The following is an 11998-nucleotide window of genomic DNA, read 5'->3' as shown; positions in this document are numbered from 1 at the left end:
GTCCTCGGGAGGAGCGTGATGCGTAAGCGGCACGCCACGGCGATGACGGTGGCGACGATGCCGAGCACGCCGAGGATCACCCCTGTGACGGTCGCGACGGCCGCTCCAGCGCCTGCCTCGGCCAATCTGAAGGCGTAGTGGTACTGGAGGCTCGCGAGCGTCTCTGTGGACCGCTCAGGGCCTCCGCCGGTGAGCACCATGCCGTACGCGAACGTCTGGAGACCCACGGCCACGGTGGCGATCGCGACGAGCGCCCCCACGGCGAGCATCCCGGGCATGACGCTCCCGCCGGCGGGAGCGCGCAGGGCGGGCAGGAACGCCGTCACCGCGAGCGCGCAGACCACCCCGAACGTGGCGGCCGCGACGATCAAACGCAGTGTTCCGGGTGCCGTGGCCGCGTCGGTCAGCCCCTGGGCCAGGCTCGCCACACCGGAGGCGTCGGTACGCAGCCCGCGAGTCCAGGCCACCGCCACCCCCACCGGGGAGAACGTGACGATGGCCAGAGAGAGCACGATCCGCCCGGCCCGACGGGGCCAGGTGCCGGCGCGGTCCAGCGCCAGGGCCAGCAGCGGCGCCACCACCACGGCGACCAGCAGCGGCGCCAGGGTCAGCGTGAGGGTGAAGCCGAGCGCGCGCCAGAAGCCGCTGTTGCCCAGCAGCTCGGCGTGGTTGGCCGTGCCCACGTCGACGCTCTCTCGCAGGACGCCTCCGCGCCGGAGGCCGGCCAGGACCGTCTGGACCGTGGGCAGGACCAGGGTGATGAGGGCACCGAGAACCGCGGGCGCGGCCAGCAGCCAGCCGAGCGCCGGCGGGAACGTCTGTGGAGGGGTGGGGGAGGTCACGTGGCCTGACCCTACGCCGCTCCGAGTCGTCCGCGCACGCCTGGGAAGGCACCGCCGGAGCTCGCGTCCGATGGCGGCGGGCAGGGGCCATGGGCGCGTGTCCGCCACGCGGCACCGAAGTGCGGCCGGCCGATCAGGATGACCTTTCGCCGGGTGCGCTCACACCTGCGTGTGAAGGGACGTGCGAGGGGACGTCAGTCGAGCGCCGCGAGCACGTCGTCGGAGACGTCGAAGTTGGCGTAGACGTTCTGGACGTCGTCGCTGTCCTCCAGCGCCTCGATGAGGCGGAAGACCTTCTTGGCACCCTCCTCGTCGAGCGGCACGCTCATCGAGGGCAGGAAACTCGACTCCGCCGAGTCGTAGTCGATGCCCGCGTCCTGCAGGGCTTTGCGCACCGGCACCAGATCGCCCGCCTCGGACACCACCTCGAACGAGTCGCCCAGGTCGTTGACCTCCTCGGCGCCCGCGTCGAGCACGGCCATCAGCACGGTGTCCTCGTCGAGGCCGTTCTTCGGCACGATGACGACGCCTTTGCGGTTGAACATGTAGGACACGGAGCCGGGGTCGGCCAGGGAGCCGCCGTTGCGGGTCAGCGCCACGCGCACCTCGGAGGCGGCGCGGTTGCGGTTGTCGGTGAGGCACTCGATGAGCACCGCGACGCCGCCGGGCGCGTAGCCCTCGTAGGTGATGGTCTGCCAGTCGGCGCCACCGGCCTCGAGGCCGCCGCCGCGCTTGCGGGCGCGCTCGATGTTGTCGTTGGGCACGGAGTTCTTCTTCGCCTTGAAGATGGCGTCGAAGAGGGTGGGGTTGGCATCCGGGTCAGGGCCACCTGTCCGGGCCGCCACCTCGATGTTCTTGATGAGCTTCGCGAACAGCTTGCCGCGCTTGGCGTCGAGCGCGGCCTTCTTGTGCTTCGTCGTCGCCCATTTGGAGTGGCCGGACATTACCTAGAGCTCCCTCAGCATGTCTACGAAGTAACGGTGCACGCGAGCGTCTCCGGTCAGCTCGGGATGGAACGACGTCGCGAGCAGCGGCCCTTGCCGGACCGCGACGATCCTATCCCCAGGCTCGCACCTGCCCAGCACATCGACGTCCGCGCCGACGGTTTCGACCCATGGCGCGCGGATGAAGACGGCGTGCACCCGCTGCCCCGCGAAGTCGAGATCCTCCTCGAAAGAGTCGACCTGACGGCCGAACGCGTTGCGTCTGACCACCATGTCGATGCCGCCGACGGTCTGCTGGCCGGGGACGCCGTCCTCGATCCGGTCGGCCAACATGATCATGCCGGCGCAGGAGCCGTAGGCGGGCATGCCCTCCTTGATCCGCATGCGCATGGGCTCGAGCATGTCGAAGGTCTCGGCGAGCTTCCACATCGTCGTCGACTCGCCGCCGGGAATGACCAGGCCGTCGACCGCCTCCAGCTCGGCGGGCCTGCGCACGGCCGTGGCCCGCGCGCCCGCCTCCTGGAGCATGCGCACATGCTCGCGCACGTCGCCTTGGAGGGCGAGTACACCGATCGTGGGCACAGCAGATCCTTCCGTCCGGGTGCGGGTCCAGCTCATTCAACACCACGACGGGCCGGGATCTTCCTGGCGGGGCGCGCCGGCCGGGACGCGGGTCCCGGCCGGGCGCGTGGGTCACGGGCGCTCGGTCTCCAGGCGCACGGTCTCGTCCACGGTCATCGGCCGGCTGCGCGCGGCCGGGTCGAGCGGGCGCAGGTACGTCTGCTGCACACCGGGCACCCGGTCCTCGACCACGAACGTGGCCCGCGTGTACACCTCGCCCCCGGGCGTCTGCACCTGCGGCACCACCTTGAAGTCGGCCGTCATCTGGTCGCGCTCGATCTTCGTCAGCACGTAGCCGCGCTGGTTGTTGTAGAACTTCAGATGCGGGTTGATCTTCAGGAACGGGTGCGTCGCCGGGTCGGAGTCGGCGCCGTCCCCGCCGGTGGAGATCGAGGTGGCCACCAGTTCGGAGCCGACGGACGGTCCCGTCGGGTCGTCGTAGTCGAGCTTGAGGTCGCTGGCCCAGTGGGCGTGCACGTCGCCGGTCAGCACGACGGGGTTGCGCACCTCGGCATCGAGCCAGCCCTGGGTGATGCGCTTGCGGGAGGCGACGTAGCCGTCCCATGCGTCCTGGCTGGTGATCTTGGCAGGGCCGTCGTTGTTGTCGCGCTGGGCGAAGAACACCTGCTGGCCGAGGATGTCCCACTGCGCCCGCGAGTGCCGGAAACCGTCCAGCAGCCACGCCTCCTGCTCGGCGCCCGTGATGGAGCGGGCCGGGTCGACCGCGGCGGGGCAGTCCTTGTAGCCGTCGCCGCACCCCTGGTCGTCGCGGTACTGGCGGGTGTCGAGCATGTGGAAGGTGGCCATGCGACCCCACCGGATGCGGCGGTAGAGCTGCATGTCGATGCCGCGCGGGATGGAGGTGCGGCGCAGCGGCATGTTCTCGTAGTAGGCGCGGAAGGCGGCCTCGCGCCGGCTCAGGAAGCCCGGCTGGGGGATCTCGGGCTTCTCGGCCACCTCGTCGGCCCAGTTGTTGTCCAGCTCGTGGTCGTCCCACACCACCAGCCAGGGCGCGGCCGCGTGCGCGGCCTGCAGGTCTGGGTCGGTCTTGTACTGGGCGTGGCGCTGGCGGTAGTTGGCGAGGGTCTCGGTCTCGGGGCCCTCGTGGTCGCGGACGTTGCCGCCGGGGATGGTGTAGGTGTCCTTGGTGTACTCGTACTGGTAGTCGCCCAGGTGCAGGATCACGTCGGGGCGCTCCTCGGCCAGCCTGCGGTACGCCGTGAAGTAGCCGTGCTCGTACTGCGAGCAGGAGACGAACGCCATGGCCAGGGCGCCGCCGTACGACAGGGGATGCGGGGCGGTGCGGGCGCGGCCGAGCGGCGAGACGTACGGGCCGACGCGGAAGCGGTACCAGTAGTCCCGGTCGGAGCTCAGGTCCTTCAGCTCCACGTGGACGCTGTGCCCCCATTCGGGCGCGGCCACCGTAACGCCGCTGCGCACGACCTTGCGGGCGCGTTCGTCGGCGTACACCTGCCACAGCACGGGGAACGGCCTCTGCGGCATGCCGCCGAGCCCGTCCTCGGCCATCGGCTGCTGGGCGAGCCTGGTCCAGATGACGAAGCCCTCGTGGCCGGGGTCGCCCGAGGCGACGCCGAGGACGAAGGGATCGGTGCGCAGTCCGCGCGAGGCGAGGCTCTGAGCGGATTCGGCGGCGGGGTCTGGGTCGGCGTGCGCGCCGGTCGCGGGGATCGCGGCGGCGGCGCCCGCCGCTAAACCGGTGACGAGGAAGTGCCGGCGGTTCAGCTTGGACACGTGAGGCTCCCGGACGATCAAGGGTGAGGGACGCCCGTAGCCTGACTCAGGATCATGACCAGAGGGTGAACAGCAGAACAGAAAAAGGCGACATCCTTCACGGATGCCGCCTCTTTCGGCGAAATTCGCCGGAACTACCAGCCGCGCTCGGCGAGCCGGTGCGGCTGCGGGATGTCGTCGACGTTGATGCCGACCATGGCCTCGCCCAGGCCGCGGGAGACCTTGGCGATGACGTCGGGGTCGTCGTAGAAGGTCGTGGCCTTGACGATGGCCGCGGCGCGCTTGGCCGGGTCGCCCGACTTGAAGATGCCGGAGCCGACGAAGACGCCCTCGGCGCCCAGCTGCATCATCATCGCGGCGTCGGCCGGGGTGGCGATGCCGCCCGCGGTGAACAGCACGACCGGCAGCTTGCCGAGCTTTGCGACCTCCGCGACCAGCTCGTACGGCGCCTGCAGCTCCTTGGCGGCGACATACAGTTCGTCCTCGGGCAGCGAGGTGAGGCGCTTGATCTCGGCGCGGATCGTGCGCATGTGGGTGACGGCGTTGGAGACGTCGCCGGTGCCCGCCTCGCCCTTGGAGCGGATCATGGCCGCGCCCTCGGTGATGCGGCGCAGGGCCTCGCCCAGGTTGGTGGCCCCGCACACGAACGGCACGGTGAACTGCCACTTGTCGATGTGGTTGGCGTAGTCGGCCGGGGTGAGCACCTCCGACTCGTCGACGTAGTCGACTCCGAGCGCCTGCAGCACCTTCGCCTCGACGAAGTGGCCGATGCGGGCCTTGGCCATGACGGGGATCGACACGGCCTCGACGATGCCGTCGATCATGTCGGGGTCGCTCATCCTGGACACGCCGCCCTGGGCGCGGATGTCGGCGGGCACACGCTCGAGGGCCATGACGGCGACCGCCCCGGCATCCTCAGCGATCTTGGCCTGCTCGGGCGTGACGACGTCCATGATGACACCGCCCTTGAGCATCTCGGCCATGCCTCGCTTGACGCGGGCCGTTCCGGTGACGGGGCTGCTTTCTGGCGTGCTGCTGGACACGGTCTTCCTCACGGGCTCTCACGGCGAATCGGTGTGTTCTCAAGCCCATCGTAGGTCCTGACGGACCCCTCCCCCGACATGCCAAGATGTCAGGATTTACCGCCTTACTTATACAAGCAGGACTATGGGATGACGGGCTTGCGGCTGGCGAGGGCGATCCAGACCTGGCCGGGCGCGAAGTTCATCGGCTCGCCGCTCTCCGTGGTGAACGTCGTGCCGCCCTTCTCCGATTCCCGCTCCCAGTTCGCCTTGTACGCCTTGCCTTCGCGCAGCACGATCGCCTTGCCCTTGCCCGTGGTGTGCACGAGCGGCGTGTAGCTGTCGTTGCTGTCGTGGAACTGCGAGCGTTCGGTCTTGGTGTACTGGATGACGATCGTCGGCGCGCCGAGCTGCCCGCCCTCCGCGGCCATGTCCTTCTTGCCGTCCTGCCAGATCATCCACTTCTTCCTCGCCTCCGACCAGGCGAAGGTGAAGCGGGCCGCGGGCCACTTGACCGTGTACGACTTGCGCGGGACCCCGCCTTCCGCCGGCGCGTCGCCGAAGGTGAAGCCGACGTCCTTGGCCTTGCTCGCTTTGGGAGCCTTGGCCAGCAGCCGCTTGGTGTTGGCGAACAGGTTGTAAGGGGCGAAGCGGCCCGGCTCGCGGAAGTACGCGCCGGGGTTGCGCGAGTCGCCGACGTCGAACAACGACGCCTCGGCGATGAACGGCAACATCTTGGACTGCGCACCCGAGTAGGAGAAGGCGGGCTTGCCGAACTGCGGCGCGATGTGCAGGTCGGAGATGCGGGCGCTGCGCACCGGCCCCACCTTGGACGGCAGCCTGGAGGAGAAGATCGCCATGATCCGGGTCAGCCCGGCCTCGACCTGCTCGACGTAGACGATGTCGGCGCTCTTCAGGCCCTGCTGCGGCTTGCCCGCCGCGGTGTTCTCGATCTTCACCGCCAGCACGGGCTTGAGGACGTCGTACGGCTTGCCGGTGAAGGGATGGGCATTGACCTCGGCGGGCTCCTCGCTCGGCGCGACGGAGGCGGCCGCCTGCGGCACCTTGCCCGGCGCCGGCTCCTCGGAGGAACAGGCGGAGACAGGCAGGAGCACAGCAGCTCCGGCCAGCCAGATCGTGATCGTCCGGGATAGCCGCACCAGTAACACTCCTCGCCTTCAGCCCAGAAACGGGATGAAGCTTACTGGTTTCCCCAAATCAGGTCATTCAGTTGCCATAGTCGCGGGCGGATTGTCATCAATCTCGAAGAATCGGGGGTATTCGGTGTGGCCGGCCAGGCGGAGGGTCCTGGCGAGCCAGCGGCGCTGCGCCGTACGCGTGACCGCGACCGCGTTGTTGTAGAAGCGGCGGGAGTAGACCACCTTGGCCACGGCGGCGTCGAGCTCTTCCAGCAGGTCATGCCCCCCTGGCGCCTCCGAGAGCTTCTCCCTGAAGCGCTCCTGGTCCACGGCTGCCCGCAGGGCCCGCGACAGGTCGCTCTCGGCGTGCTCGCGCTCGTCGGGGCCCGCCGTCCTCGCCTCGTGAGCGGCGGCGGCCAGCACGAGGGACGTGGCCGGGTCGAGCAGGCGCGATCCGGCCAGCTCCAGGACCACGGCCCTGCGCCGCATCAGCGCGGCGTCCAGCGCCTCCTGGGCCAGCTCCAGCCGGATGTGCAGGCGGTCGAGCCGGCCGGCCCGCCAGGAGACGTAGACGGCCAGGAGCACCACGACGATGCCTGCGCTCAGCACGACCATGGTGGATGTCACAGGTCTTCCTCCACGCGTCCCGCGCCGCTCATGGTGACCGTCTCGTAGACGCGCACGACGTCGCGCGCGACCGTGGACCAGTCGTACTTCCTGACCGCGACCAGCGCCTCCGCCGCCAGCTTGGCCCGGCGTTCCGGGGCGTCGAGCAGCGCGCTCGCCTCGCGCGCCAGCGCGGCGGAGTCGCCGTTGGAGAACAGCGCGCCCGCCTGGCCGTCGCCGAGCACCCTGCGGAAGGCGGGGATGTCGCTGGCCAGCACCGTGGCGCCGGACGCCATGGCCTCGGCCAGCACGATGCCGAAGCTCTCACCGCGCGTGTTGGGGGCGCAGAACACGTCGACCGAGTGGTAGGCGCGGATCTTGTCCGCCTCGCTGACCATGCCCAGCACGGTCACCCGGTCGTGGAGACGCTTGGGCACCCGCTCGTAGACGTCCTTCTCGTCGCCGGGGCCGGCGATGAGCAGCTTCACGTCCGGCCGCTCGTCCGCCAGCATCGTGAACGCGTCGAGCAGGATGGGCAGGCCCTTGCGCTCTTCGTCCATCCGGCCGAGGAAGCCGAGCGTGGCGCCGTCGGGCACCCAGCCGTCGAGCGGCTCGGCGTCGGTGTAGCGGGAGACGGTCACGCCGTTGGGGATCAGCACGGTGTCGCCGCCGAACTGCTCCACCAGGCTCTTGCGGGCGGCGTCGGAGACCGTGATGCGCCCGCTGAGCTTCTCCAGCGCGCTCTGCAGCACCGGCTCGGCCACCGCGATCGCCCGTGAGCGCACCCAGGAGGCGTGGAACGTCGCCACGATCGGCCCCTTGGCGGCCCAGCATGCCAGGATGCCCAGGCTCGGGATCAGCGGCTCGTGGATGTGCAGCACCTCGAACTCGCCCGTACGCACCCACCGCCGCACCCGCGCGGCCGACAGGAAGCCGAACGACATCCTGGCCACCGACCCGTTGTACGGCACGGGGATGGCGCGTCCCGCGCCCGTCACGTAGGGGGGCAGCTCGTCGTCGTCGGCCGCCGGCGCGATCACCGACACCTCGTGGCCCTGCGCCATGAGCGCCTGCGCCAGGTCGTCGATGTGCTGTTTGACCCCTCCCGGCATGTCCCACGAGTAGGGGCACACGATGCCGACCTTCATGGCCGCAGGTCCTCCAGCCAGAGCCGCTGCAGCATGTGCCAGTCCTCCGGGTGCTCGGCGATGCCCTTCTCGAACACCTCGGCCATACGCTGCGCCACCGCCGCGACCTTCTCCTGCCGGGTGCCCTCCTCCGGGACCGGGATCTCCTCGTGGATGTGGATGCCCCAGTCGTCGCCCACGAAGTAGACGGTCGCGGGCAGCAGCGCGGCCCCGGTCTGCACGGCCAGCAGCGGCGGCCCCGCGGGCACCTTGGTGGTCGAGCCGAAGAAGCGCACCTCGACGCCGCTCTTGGTCAGGTCGCGCTCGGCGGGCAGGCACACGACGCCGCCCTTGCGCAGCCGCGTGGCCAGGGTGCCGAAGTTGTGCCCGTCGCCTCCGGTGAGCGGCAGCACCTCCATGCCGAGCCCCTCGCGGAAGGCGACGTAGCGGCGGAACAGCGACTCCGGTCTCAGCCGCTCGGCCACGGTGGTGAACGGATGCCCGACGCCCACCAGCCACGCGCCCGCCTGGTCCCAGTTGCCCATGTGAGGCAGGGCCAGCACCACGCCGCGGCCGGCCGCCACGGTGTCGTGCACGTGCTCGGCGCCGATGACGTGGGTGCGGCGCACGACCTCCTCGGTGCGCATGGACGGCAGCCGGAAGATCTCGTGGAAGTAGCGGAAGTAGGAGCGCATGCCGGCCCTGGTGAGCTCGTTCAGCTCGCGGCTGCCCACCTCGAGGCCGGTGACCCTGGCCAGGTTGGACTCCAGCCGGCGTACGGACTTGCCGGCCCTGCGCCAGACCCGGTCGGCCATGAAGCGGAAGACCGCCGCCGTAGGGCCATGGGGCAGCAGCGGAACGAGCTTCCAGCCGGCCGCGAAGCCCGCGGCCACGACGCGATCGCTGACGGACGCCTTCTCGCTCATGTCTCCCTCGCCTGATGGTAGACCGCCACCACTCGCTGCCCCACGGTGATCAGGCTGGCCACGGCGAGCAGCCACATGCCCGCGGCCAGGACGTACGGCACGCCGAGGCCCGCGAGGAAGGCCGCGACCAGCGCCACGACCAGCCGCTCAGGACGCTCGGCCAGCCCCACGTCGGCCGTGAGCCCGAGCCCTTCCGCCCTGGCCTTGGCATAGGACACCATGGCGCCCGCGACGAGGCAGACCAACGTCACCGCGGCCATCAGCGTGTCGCCTCCGGCGACGAAATACAAGATCAGGCCGGCGAAGATCGCGGCGTCGGCCACCCGGTCGAGCGTCGAGTCGAGGAACGCGCCCCAGGTGCTGCCCCCCTTGCCCCCGAGCCTGGCCACCACGCCGTCGAGGAGGTCGAACAGCACGAAGACGGTGATGACCAGGGCGCCCGCGGTCAGGTGCCCCAAAGGGAACAGGAGCAGGGCGGACACGACGGTGCCGAGGGTACCGATCGCCGTGACGGCGTCGGGGCCGATCCCGCGGCCGGCGAGAGCCCTGCCCAGCGGGGTGAGTATCCGGGTCATGGCCGGGCGCAGGAGTTTGAGCATCGCCGTCCGATCGTAGGCCATCACGGACCTGACAACTTTCTTTGCCCCGGCCCTCTTGTGATATCCGCCACAGGGGTATTTGGTGAACACACCGCGTCCATGCGGTTTCTGTCACCTTCCGCGCGGGCGCGGCGTTGGGAACATCCGACGACGCGGGAGGCGATGTGGCGGAAAGACACTCAGGCGGCGCCGTAGGAGCCGCGGGCAGGGCACCCGCGGCCGACAGGGCGGATGCGATACGCAATGTCGTGCTTGTCGGCCACTCCGGAGCGGGTAAGACGACCCTCGTCGAGCAGCTGCTGGCCGCCACGGGCACCGTCCAGCGCCCTGGCAGGGTGGAGGACGGCAACACGGTCAGCGACTTCGACGAGGTCGAGGTCCGGCAGCAGCGCTCGGTCAACCTCGCGTCGGCACCGCTCATGTTCAACGGGATCAAGATCAATCTTTTGGACACGCCCGGGTACGCCGACTTCGTGGGCGACCTGCGCGCGGGGCTGCGCGCCGCCGACGCCGCGCTGTTCGTGGTGTCGGCCGCCGAGGGGATCGACGGCCTCACCCAGATGCTCTGGGAGGAGTGCTCCCAGGTCGGCATGCCGCGCGCGGTCGTCATCACCAAGATCGACCACCAGCGGGCCGACTTCGACGAAGTGCTCACCGCCTGCCAGGACATGTTCGGCGACGGCGTCGCGCCGCTCTATCTGCCGGTGATCACCAACGGCCACGTCAACGGCCTGATCGGTCTGCTGTCGCAGAAGTTCTACAACTACGCCACCGGCACGCGCACGGAGAAGGACCCTGGAGCCGAGTACGCGGCCCAGATCGAGGACCACCGCGGCGTCCTCATCGAGGGGATCATCCAGGAGAGCGAAGACGAATCGCTCATGGAACGGTATCTCGAAGGCGAGCCCATCGAGACCAAGGTCCTCATCGAGGACCTGGAGAAGGCGGTCGCGCGCGGCAGCTTCTACCCGGTGCTCTGCAGCGGGATCGGCGTCGGCGCGACAGAGGTGCTCGAGCTCATCACGCAGGGCTTCCCGTCCCCTCTCGAACATCCCATGCCGGAGATCACCGATCTGTCCGGCAGGCCGGTCAAGGACATCACGTGCGACCCGGACGGCCCGCTCGTGGCCGAGGTCGTCAAGACCACCAGCGACCCGTACGTGGGCCGCATCAGCCTCGTACGCGTCTTCTCCGGCACGCTGCGCCCCGACATGACCGTCCACGTGTCCGGGCACGGCCTGGCCGAGCGCGGTCACGAGGACCACGACGTCGACGAACGCATCGGCACCCTGACCTGCCCGCTGGGCAAGCAGCAGCGCAGCGCGGCGAAGGGCGTGGCCGGCGACATCGTGGCCGTGGCCAAGCTGTCGCGCGCCGAGACCGGCGACACGCTCTCGGACGTCGACCGCCCGCTGCTGATGACGGCCTGGCAGATGCCCGACCCGCTGCTGCCCGTCGCCATCAGGGCCAGGTCCAAGGCCGACGAGGACAAACTGTCGCAGGCCCTCGGCAGACTGGTGGCCGAGGACCCGACATTGCGTCTGGAGAACAACGCCGAGACCAGGCAGCTCGTCCTGTGGTGCATGGGCGAGGCACACACCGACGTGCTGCTCGACCGCCTGGTCAAGCGGCACGGCGTCGAGGTGGAGCGGGTGGACCTGCGGGTGCCGCTGCGCGAGACGTTCGGCGGCAAGTGCCAGGCAATGGGCCGCAACGTCAAGCAGACCGGCGGCCACGGCCAGTACGCCATCTGCCACCTGGAGGTCGAGCCGCTGCCGTCGGGAGGCGGCTTCGAGTTCGTCGACAAGGTCGTGGGCGGCGTTGTGCCGCGCCAGTTCATCCCGTCGGTGGAGAAGGGCGTGCGGGCCCAGATGGAGCGGGGCGTCGTCGCCGGCTACCCGATGGTCGACGTACGGGTCACCCTGTACGACGGCAAGGCCCACTCCGTCGACTCCTCCGACATGGCCTTCCAGATCGCGGGCCAGCTCGCGCTCAAGGAGGCCGCGTCGAAGGTGCCGACACTGCTGCTCGAGCCGGTGGACGAGATCTCGGTGCTGGTGGCCGACGACTACGTGGGCTCGGTGATGTCCGACCTGTCGTCGCGGCGCGGGCGGGTGCTCGGCACCGAGCCCGTGGGCACCGGCCGCACTCTGGTGAAGGCGGAGGTGCCCGAGCTGGAGATAACGCGGTACGCCATCGACCTGAGATCCATGTCACACGGCACCGGCACCTTCCAGCGCACGTTCCTGCGCTATGAGCCGCTGCCGTCCAACCTCGCGAGCAAGGTGGCGGCAACCGATTGAGGGTCCGAGGGCCGGCCGGAAGGGCTTTGCCCCTTCCGGCCCATCCCTACCCATTAATCACAGAAGCATCACGAGTACATTTCTTTTTTTGGTCCCGAGCATGCCGGGGCGACTGCC

11 protein-coding genes are annotated in these 11998 nt (G+C 69.8%); 1 reads left to right on the top strand and 10 read right to left on the bottom strand.

Annotated features, from left to right (window positions below):
• The 10 genes from GUY59_RS34530 to pgsA form a co-directional block, all read right to left on the bottom strand.
• Nucleotides 1-842, bottom strand: an 842-nt coding sequence (locus tag GUY59_RS34530) for a sugar ABC transporter permease (protein ID WP_161714842.1), incomplete at its 3' end; no start/stop codon positions are given.
• A 194-nt stretch (nt 843-1036) separates the two neighbouring features.
• Nucleotides 1037-1786, bottom strand: coding sequence for a YebC/PmpR family DNA-binding transcriptional regulator (locus GUY59_RS34525; protein ID WP_132336516.1), 750 nt, complete (start codon nt 1784-1786; stop codon nt 1037-1039).
• 3 nt (nt 1787-1789) lie between these two features.
• Nucleotides 1790-2404, bottom strand: a complete 615-nt coding sequence (pdxT, locus tag GUY59_RS34520) for a pyridoxal 5'-phosphate synthase glutaminase subunit PdxT (protein WP_132336514.1) — start codon at nt 2402-2404, stop codon at nt 1790-1792.
• A gap of 75 nt (nt 2405-2479) precedes the next feature.
• Nucleotides 2480-4159, bottom strand: a complete 1680-nt coding sequence (locus tag GUY59_RS34515) for an alkaline phosphatase D family protein (protein ID WP_138204985.1) — start codon at nt 4157-4159, stop codon at nt 2480-2482.
• Between the two features lie 134 nt (nt 4160-4293).
• Nucleotides 4294-5202, bottom strand: a complete 909-nt coding sequence (pdxS, locus tag GUY59_RS34510) for a pyridoxal 5'-phosphate synthase lyase subunit PdxS (RefSeq protein WP_138204983.1) — start codon at nt 5200-5202, stop codon at nt 4294-4296.
• Between the two features lie 122 nt (nt 5203-5324).
• Nucleotides 5325-6341 carry a DUF3048 domain-containing protein gene (locus GUY59_RS34505; protein WP_138204981.1) on the bottom strand — a complete coding sequence of 339 codons (1017 nt, stop codon included), beginning with the start codon at nt 6339-6341 and terminating at the stop codon, nt 5325-5327.
• Between the two features lie 63 nt (nt 6342-6404).
• The gene (locus GUY59_RS34500) at nt 6405-6935 is read right to left on the bottom strand and encodes a hypothetical protein (RefSeq protein ID WP_171055522.1); all 531 of its coding nucleotides are present in this window, start codon (nt 6933-6935) and stop codon (nt 6405-6407) included.
• 8 nt (nt 6936-6943) lie between these two features.
• Nucleotides 6944-8074 carry a glycosyltransferase family 4 protein gene (locus tag GUY59_RS34495; protein WP_138204979.1) on the bottom strand — a complete coding sequence of 377 codons (1131 nt, stop codon included), beginning with the start codon at nt 8072-8074 and terminating at the stop codon, nt 6944-6946.
• On the bottom strand, nt 8071-8979 hold the full coding sequence (locus GUY59_RS34490; RefSeq protein ID WP_138204977.1) for a phosphatidylinositol mannoside acyltransferase: 909 nt from the start codon (nt 8977-8979) through the stop codon (nt 8071-8073). Before GUY59_RS34490 ends, GUY59_RS34495 begins: the two co-directional genes overlap by 4 nt.
• Nucleotides 8976-9599, bottom strand: coding sequence for a phosphatidylinositol phosphate synthase (gene pgsA, locus GUY59_RS34485; protein WP_138204975.1), 624 nt, complete (start codon nt 9597-9599; stop codon nt 8976-8978). The genes GUY59_RS34490 and pgsA overlap by 4 nt, the downstream gene beginning before the upstream one ends.
• Nucleotides 9600-9742: 143 nt before the next feature.
• Between pgsA and GUY59_RS34480 the strand changes: the two genes are divergently transcribed.
• Nucleotides 9743-11881, top strand: coding sequence for an elongation factor G-like protein EF-G2 (locus GUY59_RS34480; RefSeq protein WP_138204973.1), 2139 nt, complete (start codon nt 9743-9745; stop codon nt 11879-11881).
• The last annotated feature ends 117 nt before the right edge of the window (nt 11882-11998 follow it).

The organism is Nonomuraea sp. K271 (genome assembly GCF_009908215.1).
GTDB lineage: Bacteria > Actinomycetota > Actinomycetes > Streptosporangiales > Streptosporangiaceae > Nonomuraea > Nonomuraea longispora.
This window is presented reverse-complemented; position numbering and strand designations above follow the sequence as displayed.

What these genes read in the sequence shown, in the direction of transcription:
- pgsA (WP_138204975.1), bottom strand. Translation starts at nt 9,599, where the DNA reads ATGGCCTACGATCGGACGGCGATGCTCAAACTCCTGCGCCCGGCCATG.
- GUY59_RS34500 (WP_171055522.1), bottom strand. Translation starts at nt 6,935, where the DNA reads ATGGTCGTGCTGAGCGCAGGCATCGTCGTGGTGCTCCTGGCCGTCTAC.
- GUY59_RS34495 (WP_138204979.1), bottom strand. Translation starts at nt 8,074, where the DNA reads ATGAAGGTCGGCATCGTGTGCCCCTACTCGTGGGACATGCCGGGAGGG.
- GUY59_RS34525 (WP_132336516.1), bottom strand. Translation starts at nt 1,786, where the DNA reads ATGTCCGGCCACTCCAAATGGGCGACGACGAAGCACAAGAAGGCCGCG.
- pdxT (WP_132336514.1), bottom strand. Translation starts at nt 2,404, where the DNA reads ATGAGCTGGACCCGCACCCGGACGGAAGGATCTGCTGTGCCCACGATC.
- GUY59_RS34490 (WP_138204977.1), bottom strand. Translation starts at nt 8,979, where the DNA reads ATGAGCGAGAAGGCGTCCGTCAGCGATCGCGTCGTGGCCGCGGGCTTC.